Source organism: Dryocola clanedunensis, from assembly GCF_038405435.1.
GTDB classification, from domain to species: Bacteria; Pseudomonadota; Gammaproteobacteria; order Enterobacterales; family Enterobacteriaceae; genus Dryocola; species Dryocola clanedunensis_A.
This window is the reverse complement of the sequence record NZ_JBBYHZ010000006.1, coordinates 24,895-44,958: the sequence shown is the minus strand read 5'-3', so window position 1 is coordinate 44,958 and position 20,064 is coordinate 24,895. Positions and strand designations below refer to the sequence as shown.

Below are 20,064 nucleotides of genomic sequence, written 5' to 3'. Positions count from 1 at the left end.
GAGCCTCTTACTGCTTCAGTTTAGGATCGAGCGCGTCACGCAGCCCGTCACCCATCAGGTTAAATGCCAGCACCGTCAGCAGGATTGCCAGACCCGGGAAGGTCACAACCCACCAGGCGCTTTGCGCGAACTGCAGCACGTCGGAGAGCATGGTGCCCCACTCCGGCGTCGGCGGCTGCGCACCCATGCCAAGGAAGCCAAGGGCGGCCATGTCGAGAATGGCGTTAGAGAAGCCAAGCGAGGCCTGCACGATAAGCGGTGCGAGGCAGTTCGGCAGAATGTTGATGAACATCTGGCGCATCGGGCTTGCGCCCGCCACGCGGGATGCCGTCACGTAGTCACGGTTTACTTCCACCAGCACCGCGCCGCGCGTCAGTCGCACATAGTGCGGTAGGGCAACGAAGGTCAGGGCCAGCGAGGCGTTGACAATCGACGGGCCAAAAATAGCCACCAGCACCAGCGCCAGCAGCAGGCTTGGCAGGGCCAGCATGATGTCGACCACGCGCATGATGATGTTGTCGATGAGGCCGCCGAAGTAGCCGGCAATCAGGCCCAGCACCACGCCCATCACCAGCGAGAGCACAACCACCAGGCAGCCGACCAGCAGCGACAGGCGCGCGCCGTACATCAGGCGGGCCATGATGTCGCGGCCGACGTCATCGGTGCCGAGGATAAACTGCCAGCTGCCGCCTTCCTGCCAGACCGGCGGGTGCAGCAGCGCGTCGCGGAACTGTTCAGCCGGGCCGTGCGGCGAGATGAAGTTGGCGAAGATGGCGATCAGAATCATCACCGTGACGTATACCAGGCCGACAACCGCGCCTTTATTACGTTTGAAGTAGTGCCAGAATTCCTGGAACGGCGTCATTGGCTTAGGCGCCGCCACCACTTTTTGTTGAGTTATTTGCGTCATGATGGCCCTTATTTCTTGTGGCGGATACGCGGGTTCACCACGCCGTACAGCAGGTCGACTATCAGGTTGACGAGAATAATCATCGTCGCCACCAGTAAGACACCGCCCTGCACTACCGGGTAGTCACGACGCTGCAACGCGTCAATCAGCCAGCGGCCAAGGCCGGGCCAGGAGAAGATAGTTTCCGTCAGGATCGCACCGGCCAGCATCGTACCGACCTGCAGGCCGATAACGGTGACGACAGGCAGCATGGCGTTACGCAGAGCGTGAACCACGATAACGCGCATGCGCGTCAAACCTTTGGCGCGAGCGGTGCGGATGTAATCCTCGCCCAGCACTTCCAGCATCGCCGAACGAGTCATACGCACGATAACCGCCAGCGGAATGGTGCCGAGCACGACGGCAGGCAGCACCATGTGGGCCAGCGCGTCGATAAAGTCGCCCTGCTCCCCCCATATCGCCGTGTCTATCAGCATAAATCCGGTGAGCGGCATGGTGTCGTCGAGGAACACGGTGTCGCTTATTCGCCCGGAAACCGGGGTCAGGTTCCAGTACACCGAAACCAGCATGATCAGCATCATCCCCCACCAGAAAATCGGCATCGAGTAGCCGGTCAGGGCCAGGCCCACCGCGGTATGGTCAAATACGGAGCCACGCTTAACGGCGGCCAGCACGCCAACCGGGATACCCACGGCAACGGCGAAGATCATGGCGCATACGCCGAGTTCCATCGTCGCTTTAAAGCGCGGCACGAACTCATCCCAGACCGGGAGGCGGCTTTTTAAGGAGATGCCCAGATCGCCATGCATCACGCCCCAGACGTAATGGAGGTACTGCTGCCACATCGGCTTATCAAGGCCAAGTTCTGCCAGCAGCTGTGCATGACGAGCAGGAGAAATGCCTCGCTCACCGGCCATGATCAGCACCGGGTCACCGGGGATCATATGCACGAAGGCGAAGGTCAGTAGGGTAATACCGATAAACGTGGGGATAACTAATCCCAGACGTCGGAGGATGAACTGCAACATAACCCGGATTCTCTGTAGTGACGGTGCGCCTGGTCACGCGCCGTCTGTATTGCTCACAAATTACAAATAATACGCCCCTCTTTGCCACGGCCTCAGCGGTGGATGGCGCTGGCGCTTATCCACCCTACAACTTCACAGGGTGGATAATAAGAGGGGCTATTGTGCTTATTATTCTACGGACACGTTCTCAAAGTGGTGTTTGCCCAACGGGTCAACCACGTAGCCTTTCACTTCTTTGCGCACCGGCTCATAGACGGTGGAGTGGGCAACGATCAGCGCCGGAGCCTGGTCATGCATCACTACCTGAGCCTGCTTGTACAGCTCGATACGCTTGTTGTGATCTTCGGCTGCGCGAGCAGGCTGGATCAGGTCTTCAAACGGCTTGTAGCACCAGCGGGAGTAGTTGGAGCCGTCTTTCGCCGCCGCGCAGCTGAACAGGGTCGCGAAGAAGTTGTCCGGATCCCCATTGTCCCCGGTCCAGCCCATCATTACCGCCTGGTGCTCACCCGCTTTGGCGCGCTTCAGGTACTCGCCCCACTCGTAGGTGACGATTTTGGCGGTCACGCCCACTTTCGCCCAGTCAGCCTGAATCATCTCTGCCATGCGGCGAGCGTTCGGGTTGTACGGACGCTGAACGGGCATTGCCCACAGGTCAACGGTGAAGCCATCAGCGTGGCCGGACTCTTTCAGCAGCGCCTTCGCTTTTTCAGGATCGTAGGTGTAATCCTTCACGTCATTGTTGTAGCCCCACATAGTTGGTGGGATCAGGTTTTTAGCCGCGGTGCCCGCGCCCTGATAAACCGCCTTGATGATCGCTTCTTTGTTCACCGCGTAGGTCAGCGCCTGACGCACTTTCACGTCGTCAAACGGCTTTTTCTCGGTGTTGAAAGAGAGGTAGCCCACGTTCAGGCCAGCCTGCTCCATCAGGTTGATGTTTTTGTCCTGCTTCATGCGGGCGATGTCGGCCGGGTTCGGGAACGGCATAACCTGGCACTCGTTTTTCTGCAGCTTGGCGTAACGCACGGAGGCGTCAGGCGTGATGGAGAAGACCAGGCGGTCGATCTGCGGCTTGGTGCCCCAGAAGCCCGGGAACGCTTTATACAGAATGCGGGAGTCTTTCTGATACTGCAGCAGCTGGAACGGACCGGTACCGATTGGGTTCAGGTCAGTTTTTTCCGGCGTGCCGGCTTTCATCATGTTGTCCGCGTACTCTTTGGACAGGATAGACGCGAAGTCCATCGCCATGTCCGCGAGGAACGGCGCTTCAGGACGGGTCAGCACGAACTGAACGGTGTTGTCGTCCACTTTCTTGATTTCGCTGATCAGATCCGGCAGGCCCATGCCTTCGAAGTATTCATAGCTGCCGCCAGAAACTTTATGGTACGGGTTCTGAGCGTTTTTCTGACGGTCGAAGGAGAACACAACGTCGTCGGCGTTAAAGTCACGCGTTGGTTTGAATTCTTTATTGTCCTGCCACTTCACGCCTTTGCGCAGGTGGAAGGTATAGGTTTTACCGTCTTCGCTCACTTCCCACTTTTCAGCAAGACCAGGGATGATTTCGGTGGTGCCGATTTTGAACTCTACCAGACGGTTATAGATTGGCACCGAGCTGGCATCGTAAGTGGTACCAGAGGTGAACAGCTGTGGGTTAAAACCTTCAGGCGAGCCTTCTGAACAATAGACGAGGGTTTTAGCCTGAACGCTGGCTGCTACGGTCAAAGCGACGAGGCTCAGACCAAATTTCAGCATCCCTGACTTCTTCAAGGAAATACTCATTCTTCCGCTCCAATGTGAGATGTGTTGTTTTTATCCGTGAGACCTTTGTTATTTGTTTGCGGTCCGTACGGTGTGCCCGGAGGCGAGTGGTGAGGCCAGGGGTTCCATGCTTCTGGAGAGCTGTGTGGTAGTGCGGGCTGTCCATAAAGTGCCCCTCACGCCCTACAATCTGTCAACAGATCGGTAAAACGTCAATACAGGTAGCGGGGATTTACAACAGGGGTGCGAAACGGCAAACAAAGTTTAAAAAAAGCGCGCCGGGCTATTTCCAGCAGGGAAATTTATGCTACCGGCTTGTTACCAGAATATTACACTGCCTAATTTGCAACCGATAGCGGTAATCGGTTGCGCACATTTTAAAAAAATTCTTGCCGGATGCTGAATATATGACCGATTTATTTTGTGATCTGCGTCCGGGACAGCGAATCATGCTGGCGACAAACATAAGCAACGACGCAAAAACCCGCCGTCTTTCATAACAAAAAACAATGGAATATGTCACAAAATCATATAAAGACGGGGAATGAGCGATGGAAGGGTTATTTTCAGCAGAAAGGGGATCTTGCAGGGCAGAAAAACGTATTGCCTCCGCCGCTTTGCCCGGGATACAGATGCAAAAAACCCCGCTAAAAAGCGGGGTTTCTTAAATGTGGTCGGCGAGAGAGGATTCGAACCTCCGACCCACTGGTCCCAAACCAGTTGCGCTACCAAGCTGCGCTACTCGCCGAATGCGGAGCGCATCTTACTGCGCACCGTTTTAGCCGTCAATCCCTTAACTTAAAAATCCCGACCAACTGCTTTAAAAGCCAGCGATTGTGTCCCCAATGTTACCGGGCGGCCTTCTGGGGCACGTGGCACCAGTCGTTGTTCTCGTTAATCCCGCCGTCCGGCGAGGTGTAGCCCAGACAGCCCATAATGGTGTCATACAGCTCAACGTGACGATGCGGAACCTTCATGGCCGCCTGCTCTTTCATATGTTCGAAGGAGCGCGCGCGGTCAGGATCCTGCAGATACTTATCGGATGCCCAGACCATCAGCGGCACGCGGAACTGCTCTGGCGGCGCCATTTTACGCGGCGTACCGTGCAGGTGCTGATGCTCGTTGATGGATTCACCGTGGTCCGAGGCGTAGAAGATAATCGCACGCTTGTCGCGCAGCTGGTTGATCACGTCGGAGATAACCGTATCGGTATACAGCACCGAGTTATCGAAGGCGTTAATCAGCTGCTCTTTGCTGCACTCTTTATCGATGCTCACGCACTCCGGGGTCCACTTCGCGAAGCTGCGCGGATAGCGCTGGACGTAAGAGAAGTGCGAGCCTTTGGTATGCAGAATAATCAGGTGCTTACCGTTGGGGTGATCGGCAAGAGAGCGTTTCATCTCTTCTACCAGCAGCATGTCATCAACCTGCTTGCCGCTGTTGCGCGGCTCGGCGGCGATCTGCTCGCGGTAGGCGATGTTGTCCGCCATGGTGTTGCCGTAGAACCACATCTCGCTCTGCATCGCGTAGAGGCTGGACGAGAAGCCGAGCTGCTTAAGCACCGCAAAGACGTTCTGCTCTTTTAAGGTACGCTGAGGATTCTCTTCCGCCCCGCCCTCACGCACGAACATACAGCGCAGGGAGAGTTTAGTGGCGGTGTCGCAGGACTCGCCGCGGAACGCGACCAGGTTCTTTTCCTTAGACAGTTTAGGCGTGGTATCACGGTCGTAGCCCAGAATACCCATGTGGTCCCAGCGCGTCGTTTCACCAATAATGAACACCATATAGGTATCATCAATGTCCTTCGGCGCAACATAGGTGAATTTTTTCGCCGGGTTCATCAGCGAGCCGTTGTCGGTAGACTCGTCCATCTGCGCCCAGGCAAACAGGCCCAGCGCGGAGACCCAGTTAGACGGCAGATAGGAGTTAGCCACCACGCCGCCGTAGCTTGGCATATCGACGGTAGAACGCTTTTCGATCCGGTTTTGCTGCTTATCGAGGAAGCGCAGCGGCGCCCACACCATCAGCCCCGCGAGCAGGACGATAGCCACGCTTTTCACGCGGTGCCCGCGCGTGCGCAGCTGTTTTAACAAGGTATAGCGGCAGGTGTTGCTCCAGATGAGCACCAGCGGCACGATGCTGACCAGCACCATCCACAGAATAAAGTGATACCCCACCACCTCTTTAGAGAGGTCGATATCCGTGGTCATGACCGAGGCGATGATCCCGTAGCCGATCACCACGTTCAGGAAAGTCATGTAATAGCTGGCGGCAACGGAAATGACGAGTATCAGCGAGGTCAGGATGCGCCAGCCGAGGCGACCAAATAAGGACAGCACGCGCAGCAGGAAGAAAGTCACCAGTACCGTGGCGCAAATCTCTGCCCCGGCAGCGAACAGCTTCCAGCCGTTAAAGCCGTGCAGTAAGCCATCAAAACGGTGATAAAAAACCGAGATGTTCAGAAACAGGCCGATGTATACCGCTAACAGAAAGCATAATTTCTGCTGGGTCATCGATTTAATATAATTCATTCAGGTTGTCCGAAATAAAGCGAATACAGCTTCTCAAAGACTATTCAGACCCCCTGGATGAAGCAGAGTTCTGAACGGTAGAAAATAGCTAACGAATCGGGACGATTCTTAGGCATAGGTCAAAGGACCCGCGCCGCGTAGTAGAGCACAGAGGCCGGGAAATGTATCGCCAAAAATAGCGATCAAATGTGTTCTTTACATATTACTGGTACAAATATCACGATGCGTTTACAACATTGAGCTGAATAGTTACGGCAACCGCAGGGATCACCATGCAGACCTTAGAAGAGCGCGCCCGTCGTTTCGCCAGCAAAGCGCACGCTGCCAGCGAGCAGCGGCGAAAATATACTTTCGAACCTTACATCGTCCACCCTGCCGCGGTGGTGGAGCTGGTGCGCAGCGTGACCAGCGACGAAGAGGTGCTGGCTGCCGCGTGGCTGCACGACACGGTGGAAGATACGGACACGACGCTTATCGATATCGAAGAGCGTTTCGGCCCGCAGGTTGCCGCCCTGGTCGCCATGCTCACCAATCCCGAACAGCTTCCCGGCACCAATCGCGCCAGCCGTAAACGCGCCCATTTTCTGCATACCGCACAGGCCAGCCCTGATGCGCAGACTATTAAGCTTGCCGATATCATTGATAACACGCGAGAGATTCTGAAGTATGACCCGCATTTTGCCCGCGTTTACCTCATTGAGAAAAGGCTGCAGCTCGCGGGAATGACGCAGGGAAATGAAAAGCTTAAAGCACAGGCGGAAGGGATAGTCGAACAGGGGATTTCACAATTAATGATGCCGCCGTATAACGTCCCGGCGGCATGGTTTTCACAGCTTATGGCGCGCTATCAGGCGTGAGCGTGTTCGTGCTCTGTCTGCGCTTCTTCGCGGGCCGGCTGGCGGATGGTGGTGGAAAGGGCCAGCGACAGAATCAGCAGGGCGAAGATCACGCAGAAGGTGATGTAGAAGCCGCCGAACAGCGAAGCGATGATGGAACCACCGAGGCTGCCGATACCGAAGCCCAGGTAAATCACGCCGTAGTTTTTGGTCAGGTTATTCAGGCCAAAGAACTCGCTCACCAGCGATGGGTAAACGGTGATGGTGCCGCCGAAGTTAAAGGCAACGCAGGCGATAGCCGCAAAGAATGTTGCTTCGTTCAGCGGAGCAAACAGCAGCGCCGCCATCCCCACCAGCGAAATAACCTGGCCGATGGTGATAACGCGGATACGTGCAATCTTATCGGAGAGAATGCCCAGCACCAGGCGGCCGCTCAGGTTAGCAATCGCTATCACTGTTACCGCATTGGCAGCAGAAACGGCGTTTAAATGCACCATGCCCTGGGCGATATCTTTCGCCACGCCAATCACATACAGGCCGCTCATGCAGGCGGTCAGGAACATCACCGCCAGCATCCAGTACTGCGGCTTGCGCATGGATTCTGCCAGGGTAAAGTCGTTTTCGGTCACGCCGTTGACGGACTGGGCTTCGTGAGCCGGCGCATCTTTCATCAGCGTCGCGCCGAACAGAATCATCACCATCACAATCGCACCCCAGATCATAAAGGTGTTTTCCAGACCGTAGGTCGCCAGCAGATGGGTATCGATATATTTGAAACCAAGGCTGCCAAGGCCGTATGAACCGATGGCAAAGGCGGAAATCAGGCCCTTACGCTCCGGGAACCACTTCACGCAGTTGGACAGCGTCAGCAGGTAGCCTGCGCCGTCGGCAAGCCCAACCAGCACGCCCGCGCTCAGCCAGAGCATCATCAGGTTGCTGGAATGCGCGGTGAGGAAGAACCCAACCGCCAGCAGCACGCCCGCCGCCATTGTCACTTTACGAACGCCGAAACGCTCCTGAAGCTTACCGGCCACCGAAGAAGAGATGGCAAGCCCGAGGCTTAACAAACCGAAAGAGAAAGCGACCTGGCTGATGGGCTCATCAAGCTTCTGGGACAGCGCGCTGTTAAACAGGCTCCAGGTATAAACGGAACCCAGCGCGAACTGGGTAATGATGGTCCCGATAAGGGTTAACCAACGCGTGCGGTTGTACTGAGCAGTATTCATGGCGGCTATCCTGCAATTCTTAAAGGAAGTTATCTGCCGCCTACCATAGCGAAGCGCATTTTATTCCAGGAGAAAAAGGCATGAACTGCACGAGAGACGGAATGAAATGCATCTGAGCGGGAATGAATGACCTGGAACGCCTGTGGGCATTAATGTTTGTGAGTGATTACTATCATTGAGAGATGCTTCACAACTGTGTATTGAATGTTAAATAACGATATATCCAGGTTATCACTCTGTGGGTGAATTGCAGCCCAAAAGTGACATAACCACCATTCCATCGCTAAATCTATTCTTATCGCCATTCCGGCGATTTTTTCCTCTTTCTGAGCCAGTTTTTCGAGCTGCTTTCCAATCCTCTGCCCCCGCGCTGGCAGGACAACTGCAGGCGGTGCACTCTATAGATTCGAAGATCGCTTCATATAGCGATCTTCAGACCCAACGCAATTATTAACTTATAAGTTAATATTAACAGCACAAGGAAAGTGAGATATGTTTACGCTGGCTTATCACCCGGAGGTCGTTGAGGAGCTGGCAGCTTTATCACCCGCGCTAAAGGGGAAAATGCTAAGGCTGCTGACAATGCTATCTGAGAAAGGGAATGCGCTTCGTTTTCCCCATACCAGCCCATTACGCCACGGGTTATTTGAGCTGAGAGCGTCAGGTTCAGACATTGCCCGGACGATTTTCATTTATCAGAGCGGTAAAACGATTTGGGTCTTAAGAACGTTTATTAAGAAAAGCGAAAAAACACCCGCCGGTGAAATCAGACTTGCTATTAAACGCCTGGAGGAGATGGTTAATGCCTAAAATCAAACCTGTTTCGCATGAGGCCGTTGTTAAGCGCCTGCTGGATACCCCAGAAGCACAGGCAGCCTATGAGGAAATGAGTGAAGAAATCGCGCTGCTTGAGCAGCTTACCCAGTGGCGCGAACAAGCAGGATTAACACGCAGCGAAGTTGCAGAGCGTATGGGCATCACCCCTCCTGCGATTAGCCGCCTTGAACGCAACATCACGAAAGCGACCTGGCATACGCTTAGCCGTTATGCCGCAGCATGCGGCATAAAATTGGCCATCTCAGCAAAAGCCTGATGCCCTCAAAACTTCGCGCTCACGCCAAGGTTATAGAGGTAGGCCTCGCCGGTGGATAACCCTTCGGCCTGGGACATAGAGGCAAAGGCGGCAACGTTTTTCCCGATCGGCATATCTGCGCCGACGGTGACGTCCATCCAGCTGGTGTCCTGCGCGCTGGCGGCGTTGGTGCGCATACCGGACTGCGCTTTCCAGACGTTATCGCCGTACTGGTGGTTATAGCTTACCTGCGCCCAGGGACGAACATAGCCCACGGCAGAGTCGAGCCGCCAGCCAACGGTGGAGACGCTGGCGTGCCACAGCCGATCGCTGTAGCGAGACGGCACCACGCTATCCCCGTATTCGTTATAAATGTTCGTTGAGCTGCCGTCCCAGCTGTAGCCAGCGGTCGGCCCGGTGGTAACATTACCCATAACAGGGATATTCCAGCCCATGTCTATTCGCGTAGCGTCGGTATGTGCGGTATCGTTTCCGGCAGTAAACGACAGCCCTTCCTGCACCTCCGGGGGCATGGAAGAGTGAATGCGTTCGGCAAGAATGTCGTTATAGTTTGGCGCCCGGTCGCTATCCCACGTATAACGATCCTGAGCGTCACCCACGGCATCATCAGAAACATACTCCTGCTGCCACGCAAAAGCATCAGAGGCGCAGAACAGGCACCACGAAACCAGCGCCGTGAGAAGCGTGACACGGCGACCACTGCATGAAGTTTTTTTAAGCATCAAAGCGACTCCAGAAGAGAGCCAAATCCGGCGATTTTATTGTCTTTTTGTCGGGCTTGCGGATAACCCTGAATTAACTATTGTCTCTTTATCAGGCACGTCAAGTTACCGGGCATTTATTTCATCAGAGGGAACAGAATATGCAGCGTTGCGGATGGGTCACTCAGGACCCGCTTTACCTTGAATATCACGATAAAGAGTGGGGCGTGCCGGTCACCGACGGGCAAAAATTATTCGAAATGATCTGCCTGGAAGGCCAGCAGGCGGGGCTGTCCTGGATAACAGTGCTGAAAAAGCGTGAGAACTACCGCCGCTGCTTTAAAGATTTCGATCCCCTCGCCGTGGCGCTGTTCACCCAGGAGGACGTCGACAGGCTGGTGCTGGACGCGGGCATTATTCGCCACCGGGGGAAAATCGAGGCGATCATCAATAACGCTAAAGCGTTTCTGGCGATGGAAGCCAACGGTGAAAAATTCCCTGAGTTTGTCTGGGCGTTTGTGGATAACGAGCCGCAGGTCAGCCACGCTGCCGTGCACACGGACAGGCCCACCACCACTCCCGCGTCAGACGCCCTGTCTAAGGCCCTGAAAAAACGCGGCTTCAAATTCGTTGGCTCCACGATTTGCTACTCGTTTATGCAGGCGTGCGGGCTGGTGAACGACCATATAACCTCCTGCTTCTGCCACCCTGATAATAAATGATCCGTCGACTGCGTGAGGGGGAAATGGACGAGCTGATTGCGCTATGGCTTGCCAGTACCATTCACGCCCACCCGTTTATCGCCGAAAGCTACTGGCGGGAAAGTGAGTCGATTGTCCGCAACGTTTATATCCCGCAGTCGCTGACCTGGGTAGATGAACAACACGGCAAAATTGTCGGCTTTGCGAGCGTGATCGACTCGCGCTTCCTGGGCGCGCTGTTCGTGGACGAGACGTTTTACGGCCAGGGCATCGGCAGGGCGCTGATTGAACATGCAAAAGCGAGCTTTCCAGCGCTAAGCCTCGAGGTTTATCAGAAAAACCAGCGGGCGGTGCATTTCTATCACCGCCGGGGCTTTCGCATTGAAGAAAGCGCCTGGCAGTCAGAAACGCGCCACCCGACGTGGATTATGAGCTGGCAGGCGGATCGAAAGCCGTAACCTCCGGCGCCGTACCCTGATACTTCTCGGCCCAGACCAGCGATGAGTTTGCCGCGCAGCCGTTTGCCAGCCTGGACGTCGGAATATCCAGCGTCAGGACGTTCACCGCGCCGTTTTTACACAGGCGGTCGCTATCCAGATCCGGCCACGCCCCTTCGTGAATGCAAACCACGCCCGGCCTGATGCCGTCCGTCACCAGCGCGCCGACCAGCACCTGCCCACGATGATTCCAGACCCGCACCAAATCGCCGTCTGCGATGCCCCGCTCCGCCGCATCCTGGGGATGCAGCGTCAGCGGCTCGCGCCCGGCAATGGCATACTTTTCCCGCAGGGCGGAATAGTTAAGCTGGCTGTGCAGGCGGTGCGCAGGGTGGGATGAAAGCAGCTGAAGCTGGCCCTTTTCGGCGTTGCCCTGCCACTCATCGGGTGCAAGCCAGGTAGGATGCGGGGGGCAGTCTGCATAGCCAAAGCTTGCGATGCGCTCGGAGTATATTTCAATTTTTCCGCTCGGGGTTTTAAGGGGATATTCCTGCGGATCGCGGCGGAAATCAGCGAAGCGGATGAATTCGGCTGATTTCTCGTTAACCGGCATTTCAATCAGTTCGTTAGCCTCCCAGAAATCTTTAAATTCCGGCAGAGTTATCTGCTGCGAGGCTCCGCGCTGTTTCGCCATTTCATAAAGGCTTTCCAGCCACTGCAGCTCGGTTTTCTCCTCGGTAAACCGCGCTTTGCCACCCTGCTCCCACAGCTCGCTCAACTCCGCAAACACATCGAAATCGTTGCGCGCCTCGGCCTGCGGGGCAACAACCTGCTTCATCGGCACCAGGTGCTGGTTGCTGTAGTCGCCGGTCATCGTCATATCGTTGCGTTCGAACGAGGTGGTAATCGGCAGCACGATGTCCGCGTGCTTTGCCGCCGCCGTCCAGAAGCACTCGGAAATCACCACCAGCTCCGGCTTTTGCCAGGCCTTTATCAGCCGGTTGGTATCCTGATGATGGGTAAAGTTGCCGCCGCCCGCCCACCACAGCATGCGGATGTCCGGGAAGCGTCTTTCCATGCCGTTATGCTGATAGCCGCCGCCGGGGTTTTCCAGCGCCTCAACAATGCGCGCCACGGGGATTTTTTCCACCGCGTCCGTGCCGCCCGCCACCAGCCCCTGTAGCGAACCGGGCACCGCCGCCCGCCGCGTTGGGTTACCGCCGTTGGCAAAGTGGTAAGAGAGGCCAAATCCGCCGCCGGGCGTGCCGATCTGGCCCAGCATGGCCGCCAGCGTCACCAGCATCCAGTGCTTTTGTTCGCCGTACTGCTGGCGCTGCATCCCCCAGCCGGACATCAGCATAGTGCGGTTGGCGCTGAACACCTGGGCCAGATACTCGATGACCTGCACGGGCACGCCGCAGATCTGCGACGCCCACTCGGCATTTTTCGGCTGGCCGTCGGTTTTGCCCGTCAGGTAGTCGGCGAACTTGTCGTAGCCGGAGGTGCAGCGCGCCAGGAAATCGGCGTCATGCCAGCCGTGGCGCGCCAGCGTATGGGCGATGCCCAGCATCAGCGCCACGTCGGTGCCCATATGCGGGGCAATCCACTGGGCTTTATCAGCGAAGAAATCAACGGTTTCCGATCGCATCGGATCGATGGCGATCACCGTTTTCCCGCTGTTTTTCAGCTGCTCGAGGTACTTCACACCCTGCTCGTCGCTGGCGTTCCACGCAATCTTCAGCGTATTCAGCGGGTTGGCGCTCCAGAACACTACCACATCGCTGTGCTCCAGCACTAAAGGCCAGCTGGTCTGCTGCTGGTAAACCTCATTCGAGCCGACAACGTAAGGCATGATCACCTGCGCCGCGCCGGTGGAGTAATCCCCCAGATGGCCGGTATAGCCGCCTGCCAGGCTCATATAACGCTGAAGCAGGGTCGCCGCCTTATGCAGCACGCCGTTGGAGCGCCAGCCGTAAGAGCCGGCAAAAATCGAGGCGGGGCCATAAGCGTCGCGAATACGCTGGTGCTGCTGATGGATAAGCTTCAGCGCTTCGTCCCAGCTGATACGCACGTACTCATCTTCGCCGCGCACGCCCTGAGGCGCATCCGGCGAGGCCAGAAAACCTTTGCGCGCCATCGGAAACTGCACCCGGGCTTTGCTGTGGACCTGATCCGGCACGGCTTGCGCCAGGGAGTTTTCATGCCCGGTGTCGAGCGCGCCACGAGAGGCCAGCACTCGTTCACCGTCGGTCTCAACCTGCATTGGCCCCCAGTGGGCAGCGGTCAGAATGTGTTTTGTTGTCGCGGATGTCTTAGCCAATTCGGGCTCCGGGTTTGCAGGTGGCGGCCTGAGGCCACTCAATATTGTTTACAAAATTCAGATGTCTCTGGGGAATTTTCTACACAATCACACGTCATAATCAATCGCCGCCTTGCTTCGCGGCGCAGAAATATAATTCGCAAAGGAAATGAGATGAACAAAAGCGTCATGATTGCCGCCCTGGTTTGCGGCACGTTAGCAGTTTCAGGCTGTACCACTAACCCCTATACCGGTGAGCGAGAAGCGGGTAAATCCGGCATCGGCGCAGGTATCGGCTCGCTGGTAGGCGCAGGCGTGGGCGCACTCTCTTCTTCCAAGAAAGATCGCGGCAAAGGCGCGCTGATTGGTGCCGCAGCGGGCGCAGCGCTTGGCGGCGGCGTGGGTTACTACATGGACGTACAGGAAGCGAAACTTCGCCAGAAAATGCAGGGAACGGGCGTGAGCGTGACGCGTAATGGCGACAACATCGTGCTGAACATGCCGAACAACGTCACCTTCGACAGCAGCAGCGCCACCCTGAAACCGGCGGGTGCCAATACCCTGACCGGCGTGGCGATGGTCCTGAAAGAGTACCCAAAAACTGCGGTTAACGTGGTGGGCTACACCGACAGCACCGGCAGCAACGAGCTGAACATGAAGCTGTCCCAGCAGCGTGCGGACGGCGTGGGCAGCGCGCTGATCACCCAGGGCGTTGAAGCAAGCCGCGTGCGCACCACCGGCGCTGGCCCATCTAACCCAATCGCCAGCAACAGCACCGCCGAAGGCAAAGCACAGAACCGCCGCGTAGAAATTACGCTGAGCCCTCTGGCTTAAAGAAGACGGCGGATGACGCTGCACTTATCCGCCCTACGCACTGAATTTAGTAGGGTGGATAAGCGCCAGCGTCATCCACCAACAGCCAATCAATTTTGTGTTACTCTCCAGAAAGTTACCCCTCCCGGAGATGGACATGAACGGCAAGGCCGCGCGCCCCACGATTAGCGACGTCGCGAAAGCGGCAAAAACCGGTAAAACCAGCGTTTCCCGCTATCTGAACGGCGAACAGAGCGCCCTGTCCGACGATCTCCGCACCCGCATTGAAACCGCCATCGCCGAACTCGACTATCGTCCAAGCCAGATGGCCCGCGGGCTGAAGCGCGGACGCACGCGCCTGATTGGCCTGATCATCGCCGATATTACCAACCCCTACTCCGTTGACGTGCTTAGCGGCATCGAGGCCGCCTGCCGCGAAAAGGGCTTTACTCCGCTGGTCTGCAATACCAACAACGAAGTGGACCAGGAGCTGCATTACCTGGATTTACTGCGCAGCTATCAGGTTGAAGGTATCGTGGTGAACGCCGTAGGGATGCGCGAAGAGGGGCTGAACCGCCTGCAGCAGTCGGCCCTGCCGATGGTGCTGATAGACCGTAAAATTCCCGATTTCGCCTGCGACGTGGTCGGGCTGGACAATATTCAGGCCGCCACCACCGCCACCGAGCATCTTGTGGAGCAGGGCTTTGAAGCGATTCTGTTTTTAAGCGAGCCGCTGGGCATGGTGAATACCCGCCGTGAACGGCTGCGCGCATTTCGCAACACCGTCGCCCGCTATCCCGGCATCGTGGCGGAAAACGCCGAAATTCCCCTGCACGAAGCCGACCTGATGGACAACACCCTGCGACAGTTCCACACGCAGCATCGCGGCATGCGCAAAGCGGTGATCTCTGCCAACGGCGCGCTTACCCTGCAGGTCGCCCGCTCCATGCGCCGTATTGGCCTGCACTGGGGCAGCGATATCGGCCTGCTGGGCTTCGACGAACTCGAGTGGGCGGAGCTGGCGGGCGTGGGCATCACCACCCTCAAACAACCCACCTGGCAGATTGGCTATGCCGCACTCGAGCAGGTCGTCAACCGCATCGACGGCGCGGCGGACAGCGTGCGCGAGCAGCTCTTTTCCGGTGAACTGATCGTCCGCGGCTCCACCGCCCGCTAACCCTCTTCTTCGTGATAGCGATCATAAATTCGCCACGAGCGGCTTTTCTTTGGAACCGGTTCCATCTAGCGTAATAGGTATGTTAGCAAGGTGTAACCATTCCGGAGAAGTCGATGCCGCGCAAAATTATTGTTGTTACCGCCGCCTATGGCCATGACCGCGTTGCCTCCCTCGGCGGCCAGCAGGCGCTGCTGCCCATCATCGCCAGCGCCGGTGCGGACGGCGTCGAAATCCGCCGCGAACTGTTAAGCAATCTCCAGCTCGATGCCCTGCCGGATCTGGCGAAACAGGTAGCCGGGCACAATCTGGAAGCCTGCTACTCCGCGCCGGAGCCGCTGTTTGCCGAGGACGGTAAACTTAATCCCCTCATTCCTTCCCTGCTGCTCGAAGCCCGCCAGCTCAACGCCCGCTGGCTGAAGCTCTCGCTGGGGGAGTTTCGCGGCAGCCAGCAGTTTTCTTTGCTGCAGCAGTGGCTCGCCCAAAGCGACGTCGCGCTGGTCGTTGAAAACGATCAGACCGCCTGCGGCAGGCTGGCCCCGATGCAGCGCTTTAAAGCGGCCTGCAACGTGCTGAATCTGCCGGTGACGCTAACCTTTGATATGGCTAACTGGCTGTGGGTGGATGACTCACCGGAAGCGGCTGCCCGCGAGCTGGCCTCCTCCGTCAGCTACGTTCACGTCAAGGCGGCGGTCCCGCACCATTACCACTACCGCGCCATTGCGCTGGATGATGCCGATCCGCGCTGGCTGGCGCTGCTCAAGCAGCTGCCGACGGACGTGCCGCGAGGCATTGAATTCCCGCTGGAAGGCCGCGACCTGGTCGCCGTGACCCGCCACTACGTCAACCTGTTACGCGAGGAGTAAAGGATGCAGAACGAACTGGATGTCATCACCATTGGCGAGGCGATGGCGATGTTTGTCGCCGCCGAAACCGGTGATTTAGCCGCCGCTGAAAAGTTTGTTAAGCGCGCCGCCGGGGCCGAACTCAATGTTGCCACCGGGCTGGCCCGTCTGGGGCTGAAGGTCGGCTGGGTAAGCCGCGTGGGCAACGACTCGTTCGGACGATACGTGCTCCAGCAGCTCGCCAAAGAGCAGATCGACAGCCGTGGCGTGACCACCGACGAGCGCTACGCCACGGGCTTTCAGCTTAAATCTAAGGTCGATGATGGAACCGATCCCATCGTGGAATACTTCCGCAAAGGCTCCGCCGCCAGCCATCTGTCGGTAGAGGATTTTAACGAAGCATATTTCTTCAGCGCCCGCCATCTGCACCTGAGCGGCGTGGCGGCAGCCCTGTCGGATTCGTCACTGGAGCTGCTGAACCACACGGCCAGGGCGATGAAGGCTAAGGGCAAAACCATCTCTTTCGACCCGAACCTGCGCCCGGTGCTGTGGAAAAGCGAAGCGGAGATGGTGAAGCAGCTTAACCAGCTGGCGTTACAGGCGGACTGGGTGCTGCCCGGCGTAAAAGAGGGCGTCATTCTTACCGGGCAGAAAACCCCGGAGGGCATTGCGGATTTCTATCTCGATAAGGGCGTAAAAACCGTGGTGCTGAAAACCGGCGCTGACGGAGCCTGGTTCAAAACTGCTTCCGGCGAAAAAGGGGCTGTCGCGGCGGTAAAAGTCGATAACGTCGTCGATACGGTGGGCGCGGGCGATGGTTTTGCCGTCGGCGTCATCAGCGCCCTGCTGGAAGGAAAAACGTTATCTCAGGCCGTCAGCCGCGGAAACAAAATCGGCTCCCTGGCTATTCAGGTCATCGGCGACAGCGAAGGGTTACCCACCCGTAGCGCGCTGGGCGAATAAACAAGAGCGCATCGGCTGTACCCTACATGCGGCACGATGCGCTTCTCCTCAACATAGAGGCTAGCCTATGAAAACCAAGACAATCGCAGCAAAACGCTGGTGGTATATCATGCCGATCGTGTTTATCACGTACAGCCTGGCCTACCTCGACCGCGCCAACTTCAGCTTTGCCTCCGCCGCCGGGATCAACGACGATCTGGGCATCACCAAGGGGATCTCCTCCCTGCTGGGGGCGCTGTTCTTCCTCGGCTACTTCTTCTTCCAGATCCCCGGCGCGATGTACGCGGAACGCCGCAGCGTGCGTAAACTTATCTTCGTCTGCCTGATTTTATGGGGCGGCTGCGCGTCGCTGACCGGCATGGTAAGCAACATTCCGATGCTGGCGGCGATCCGCTTCGTGCTGGGCGTAGTGGAAGCGGCGGTGATGCCCGCGATGCTTATCTATATCAGCAACTGGTTCACTAAATCCGAACGTTCGCGCGCCAACACCTTCCTGATCCTCGGCAACCCCGTCACGGTACTGTGGATGTCCGTGGTGTCCGGCTACCTGATTCAGGCATTTGGCTGGCGCGAAATGTTTATCTTCGAGGGCATTCCGGCGGTGATCTGGGCCTTTGCCTGGTGGGTGCTGGTCAAAGACAAGCCTGCGCAGGTTGGCTGGCTGTCCGACGCTGAAAAATCCGCATTGCAGGCCCAGCTGCAAAAAGAGCAGGAGGGGATCAAGGCCGTGCGCAACTACGGCGAAGCGTTCCGCTCGCGCAACGTGGTGCTGCTCTGCATGCAGTATTTCTGCTGGAGCATCGGCGTGTACGGCTTCGTGCTGTGGCTGCCGTCCATTATCCGCGGGGCTGGTACGGCGGGGATGGGCATGGTGGAAGTGGGCTGGCTCTCTTCCGTCCCTTACCTGGCGGCGACTATCGCGATGATTGCCGTCTCCTGGGCGTCGGACAAAATGCAGAACCGCAAGCTCTTCGTCTGGCCGCTGCTGCTGATTGGCGCGCTGGCGTTCCTGGGATCGTGGCTGGTTGGCGCTAACCATTTCTGGGTTTCCTATACCCTGCTGGTGATTGCCGGGGCGGCGATGTACGCCCCGTATGGCCCGTTCTTCGCCATCATCCCGGAGATGCTGCCAAGAAACGTGGCGGGCGGCGCGATGGCATTGATCAACAGCATGGGCGCGCTCGGCTCGTTCGTCGGCTCCTGGCTTGTGGGCTATCTGAACGGCGCTACCGGCAGCCCGTCCGCGTCCTACATTTTTATGGGGGTGGCGCTACTCGCCTCCGTGTGGCTAACTCTGATAGTGAAACCGGCAACGAACCAACAGCTTCCGGTCGGCGCTCGCCACGCATAGCTACCCAACGGGCGGCGAGCCAAAGCCGCCCGGTTTGTGTTTAATTTATTTACGGAGAACACCATGAAGCCGCCCGTCATCCTCTACAAAAAGCTCCCTGACGACCTGCTTGCCCGCCTCGAAAGCCATTTTTCCGTCACCAGAGTCAGTGATTTAAGCCCGGAAACGGTAGAGCAAAACGCCGATGCCTTCGCGAATGCCGTGGGCATTCTTGGCTCCAGCGAGAAGGTCGACAAAGCCTTTCTCGAGCACACGCCGAAGCTGCGCGCCTCCTCAACTATTTCCGTCGGCTATGACAATTTTGACGTGGACGCCCTGACCAGCCGCGGCATCGTGCTGATGCACACCCCGACCGTGCTGACCGAAACGGTAGCGGATACGATGATGACCCTGGTGCTGTCCACGGCCCGTCGCGCGGTGGAAGTAGCGGAACGGGTGAAAGCTGGAGAATGGCAGGGGAGCATCGGCCCGGACTGGTTTGGCATCGACGTACACCATAAAACGCTGGGGATTCTGGGCATGGGCCGCATCGGCCTGGCGCTGGCCCAGCGCGCGCACTTCGGCTTCAGCATGCCGATTCTGTACAACGCCCGCCGTCATCACAAAGAGGCGGAAGAGCGATTCGACGCCCGCTACTGCGACCTGGACACCCTGCTGGCGGAGTCCGATTTTGTCTGCATCTCCCTGCCGCTGACCGAAGAAACGCACCACATGATTGGCGCGGCGCAGCTGGCAAAAATGAAGCCATCGGCAATTCTGATTAACGCAGGACGCGGCCCGGTCGTCGACGAGCAGGCCCTGATTCAGGCGCTGAAAGACGGCACGATTCATGCCGCTGGCCTGGACGTGTTCGAGCAGGAGCCGCTGCCGGCTGATTCTGAACTGCTGAAGATGGCAAACGTCGTCGCCCTGCCGCACATCGGCTCCGCAACGCACGAAACGCGCTACAACATGGCGGCCTGCGCGGTGGATAACCTGATTACGGCGCTGACGGGGGAAGTGAAAGAGAACTGCGTGAACCCGCAGGTACTGAAGTAATAGTTGCGGCGGATGGCGCCTGCGCTTATCCGCCCTACGAATTTATCGACGCTTCGTAAGCGCTACAGGTAACCGGCTCTGGTGAAGGATGCCAATAATCACGATCCCCGATTCGATTTTTTGGTAGTAAAGCATGTGGCTCATATAGGGAAAGCTCTTCAAGCCAGTAAGCAGAAGCTCCGACTCGTCAGCGCCAATGTCAGGCATGTTCGCCAGATGCTGCATTGTAATACGCATGGCCGCCAGATATTCCCGCGTCACCAGCCCCCCAAACTGCTTCAGAGAAAATCCTTTTAGCTCGCGCAAATCCTGTAGCGCATCTTCCGTCATGGGTTTTCGCCTGGTTGGCGGTAAAAGTGATCA

Annotated in this window: 19 protein-coding genes and 1 tRNA gene; 11 read left to right on the top strand and 9 right to left on the bottom strand. The window is 57.3% G+C overall.

The annotated features are described in order from the left end of the window. Positions 1-7: 7 nt before the first annotated feature. The 5 genes from dppC to eptB form a co-directional block, all read right to left on the bottom strand. Positions 8-910 (bottom strand): dipeptide ABC transporter permease DppC, encoded by a 903-nt coding sequence (gene dppC, locus AAE045_RS14515; RefSeq protein ID WP_455426470.1) that lies wholly within the window; start codon positions 908-910, stop codon positions 8-10. Between the two features lie 8 nt (positions 911-918). Beyond that, the gene (gene dppB, locus AAE045_RS14510) at positions 919-1,938 is read right to left on the bottom strand and encodes a dipeptide ABC transporter permease DppB (protein WP_455426469.1); all 1,020 of its coding nucleotides are present in this window, start codon (positions 1,936-1,938) and stop codon (positions 919-921) included. A gap of 168 nt (positions 1,939-2,106) precedes the next feature. After that, positions 2,107-3,714, bottom strand: coding sequence for a dipeptide ABC transporter periplasmic-binding protein DppA (gene dppA / locus AAE045_RS14505; protein ID WP_455548336.1), 1,608 nt, complete (start codon positions 3,712-3,714; stop codon positions 2,107-2,109). 650 nt (positions 3,715-4,364) lie between these two features. Next, positions 4,365-4,441: transfer RNA gene (locus AAE045_RS14500), tRNA-Pro, on the bottom strand. Between the two features lie 100 nt (positions 4,442-4,541). Next, positions 4,542-6,224 carry a kdo(2)-lipid A phosphoethanolamine 7''-transferase gene (eptB, locus tag AAE045_RS14495; protein WP_455548335.1) on the bottom strand — a complete coding sequence of 561 codons (1,683 nt, stop codon included), beginning with the start codon at positions 6,222-6,224 and terminating at the stop codon, positions 4,542-4,544. 272 nt (positions 6,225-6,496) lie between these two features. Between eptB and AAE045_RS14490 the strand changes: the two genes are divergently transcribed. Continuing rightward, a complete protein-coding gene (locus tag AAE045_RS14490; RefSeq protein WP_455548334.1) occupies positions 6,497-7,081 on the top strand; it encodes an HD domain-containing protein in 585 nt (194 codons plus the stop codon). Here AAE045_RS14490 and AAE045_RS14485 read toward each other — a convergent pair. Further along, positions 7,072-8,286: an L-lactate MFS transporter gene (locus AAE045_RS14485; protein WP_455548333.1), complete on the bottom strand. Its 1,215-nt coding sequence runs from the start codon at positions 8,284-8,286 to the stop codon at positions 7,072-7,074. The genes AAE045_RS14490 and AAE045_RS14485 overlap by 10 nt on opposite strands. 492 nt (positions 8,287-8,778) lie before the next feature. On the opposite strand from AAE045_RS14485, the gene AAE045_RS14480 reads away from it, so the two are divergent. Together AAE045_RS14480 and AAE045_RS14475 are read left to right on the top strand one after the other, a co-directional pair. Beyond that, a complete protein-coding gene (locus tag AAE045_RS14480) occupies positions 8,779-9,096 on the top strand; it encodes a type II toxin-antitoxin system RelE/ParE family toxin (protein ID WP_455548332.1) in 318 nt (105 codons plus the stop codon). Position 9,097: 1 nt separating this feature from the next. Further along, positions 9,098-9,379, top strand: coding sequence for a helix-turn-helix domain-containing protein (locus AAE045_RS14475; RefSeq protein ID WP_455548493.1), 282 nt, complete (start codon positions 9,098-9,100; stop codon positions 9,377-9,379). A 5-nt stretch (positions 9,380-9,384) separates the two neighbouring features. On the opposite strand, the gene AAE045_RS14470 is transcribed toward AAE045_RS14475, so the two are convergent. Then, positions 9,385-10,101: an autotransporter domain-containing protein gene (locus tag AAE045_RS14470; protein ID WP_455548331.1), complete on the bottom strand. Its 717-nt coding sequence runs from the start codon at positions 10,099-10,101 to the stop codon at positions 9,385-9,387. Positions 10,102-10,241: 140 nt separating this feature from the next. Between AAE045_RS14470 and tag the strand changes: the two genes are divergently transcribed. After that, complete coding sequence (gene tag / locus AAE045_RS14465) at positions 10,242-10,802, top strand: DNA-3-methyladenine glycosylase I (protein ID WP_202305132.1); 561 nt, start codon at positions 10,242-10,244, stop codon at positions 10,800-10,802. Then, on the top strand, positions 10,799-11,239 hold the full coding sequence (locus AAE045_RS14460) for an N-acetyltransferase (RefSeq protein ID WP_455548330.1): 441 nt from the start codon (positions 10,799-10,801) through the stop codon (positions 11,237-11,239). The genes tag and AAE045_RS14460 overlap by 4 nt, the downstream gene beginning before the upstream one ends. On the opposite strand, the gene AAE045_RS14455 is transcribed toward AAE045_RS14460, so the two are convergent. Continuing rightward, complete coding sequence (locus AAE045_RS14455) at positions 11,208-13,538, bottom strand: molybdopterin guanine dinucleotide-containing S/N-oxide reductase (RefSeq protein ID WP_455548329.1); 2,331 nt, start codon at positions 13,536-13,538, stop codon at positions 11,208-11,210. The two genes, AAE045_RS14460 and AAE045_RS14455, sit on opposite strands and share 32 nt — an antisense overlap. 153 nt (positions 13,539-13,691) lie before the next feature. Here AAE045_RS14455 and AAE045_RS14450 point away from each other — a divergent pair, with 153 nt between their 5' ends. From AAE045_RS14450 to ghrB, 6 genes are all read left to right on the top strand, one after another. Beyond that, a complete protein-coding gene (locus tag AAE045_RS14450; protein ID WP_202305137.1) occupies positions 13,692-14,351 on the top strand; it encodes an OmpA family lipoprotein in 660 nt (219 codons plus the stop codon). 136 nt (positions 14,352-14,487) lie between these two features. Next, positions 14,488-15,507: a LacI family DNA-binding transcriptional regulator gene (locus AAE045_RS14445; protein WP_455548328.1), complete on the top strand. Its 1,020-nt coding sequence runs from the start codon at positions 14,488-14,490 to the stop codon at positions 15,505-15,507. Between the two features lie 113 nt (positions 15,508-15,620). Beyond that, a complete protein-coding gene (locus AAE045_RS14440; RefSeq protein WP_455548327.1) occupies positions 15,621-16,370 on the top strand; it encodes a sugar phosphate isomerase/epimerase family protein in 750 nt (249 codons plus the stop codon). A gap of 3 nt (positions 16,371-16,373) precedes the next feature. Beyond that, complete coding sequence (locus AAE045_RS14435; protein ID WP_455548326.1) at positions 16,374-17,312, top strand: sugar kinase; 939 nt, start codon at positions 16,374-16,376, stop codon at positions 17,310-17,312. 67 nt (positions 17,313-17,379) lie between these two features. Next, positions 17,380-18,663 (top strand): MFS transporter, encoded by a 1,284-nt coding sequence (locus tag AAE045_RS14430; protein ID WP_455548325.1) that lies wholly within the window; start codon positions 17,380-17,382, stop codon positions 18,661-18,663. 63 nt (positions 18,664-18,726) lie between these two features. Next, on the top strand, positions 18,727-19,701 hold the full coding sequence (ghrB, locus tag AAE045_RS14425) for a glyoxylate/hydroxypyruvate reductase GhrB (protein ID WP_455548324.1): 975 nt from the start codon (positions 18,727-18,729) through the stop codon (positions 19,699-19,701). A gap of 42 nt (positions 19,702-19,743) precedes the next feature. Here the strand turns inward: ghrB and AAE045_RS14420 are convergent, their stop codons facing one another. Beyond that, complete coding sequence (locus AAE045_RS14420; RefSeq protein ID WP_455548323.1) at positions 19,744-20,031, bottom strand: type II toxin-antitoxin system RelE/ParE family toxin; 288 nt, start codon at positions 20,029-20,031, stop codon at positions 19,744-19,746. Positions 20,032-20,064 lie beyond the last annotated feature (33 nt).

Coding starts and splice junctions, on each gene's coding strand:
- dppC (WP_455426470.1), bottom strand. CDS start 910: ATGACGCAAATAACTCAACAAAAAGTGGTGGCGGCGCCTAAGCCAATG.
- dppB (WP_455426469.1), bottom strand. CDS start 1,938: ATGTTGCAGTTCATCCTCCGACGTCTGGGATTAGTTATCCCCACGTTT.
- dppA (WP_455548336.1), bottom strand. CDS start 3,714: ATGAGTATTTCCTTGAAGAAGTCAGGGATGCTGAAATTTGGTCTGAGC.
- eptB (WP_455548335.1), bottom strand. CDS start 6,224: ATGAATTATATTAAATCGATGACCCAGCAGAAATTATGCTTTCTGTTA.
- AAE045_RS14490 (WP_455548334.1), top strand. CDS start 6,497: ATGCAGACCTTAGAAGAGCGCGCCCGTCGTTTCGCCAGCAAAGCGCAC.
- AAE045_RS14485 (WP_455548333.1), bottom strand. CDS start 8,286: ATGAATACTGCTCAGTACAACCGCACGCGTTGGTTAACCCTTATCGGG.
- AAE045_RS14480 (WP_455548332.1), top strand. CDS start 8,779: ATGTTTACGCTGGCTTATCACCCGGAGGTCGTTGAGGAGCTGGCAGCT.
- AAE045_RS14470 (WP_455548331.1), bottom strand. CDS start 10,101: ATGCTTAAAAAAACTTCATGCAGTGGTCGCCGTGTCACGCTTCTCACG.
- tag (WP_202305132.1), top strand. CDS start 10,242: ATGCAGCGTTGCGGATGGGTCACTCAGGACCCGCTTTACCTTGAATAT.
- AAE045_RS14460 (WP_455548330.1), top strand. CDS start 10,799: ATGATCCGTCGACTGCGTGAGGGGGAAATGGACGAGCTGATTGCGCTA.
- AAE045_RS14450 (WP_202305137.1), top strand. CDS start 13,692: ATGAACAAAAGCGTCATGATTGCCGCCCTGGTTTGCGGCACGTTAGCA.
- AAE045_RS14445 (WP_455548328.1), top strand. CDS start 14,488: ATGAACGGCAAGGCCGCGCGCCCCACGATTAGCGACGTCGCGAAAGCG.
- AAE045_RS14440 (WP_455548327.1), top strand. CDS start 15,621: ATGCCGCGCAAAATTATTGTTGTTACCGCCGCCTATGGCCATGACCGC.
- AAE045_RS14435 (WP_455548326.1), top strand. CDS start 16,374: ATGCAGAACGAACTGGATGTCATCACCATTGGCGAGGCGATGGCGATG.
- AAE045_RS14430 (WP_455548325.1), top strand. CDS start 17,380: ATGAAAACCAAGACAATCGCAGCAAAACGCTGGTGGTATATCATGCCG.
- ghrB (WP_455548324.1), top strand. CDS start 18,727: ATGAAGCCGCCCGTCATCCTCTACAAAAAGCTCCCTGACGACCTGCTT.
- AAE045_RS14420 (WP_455548323.1), bottom strand. CDS start 20,031: ATGACGGAAGATGCGCTACAGGATTTGCGCGAGCTAAAAGGATTTTCT.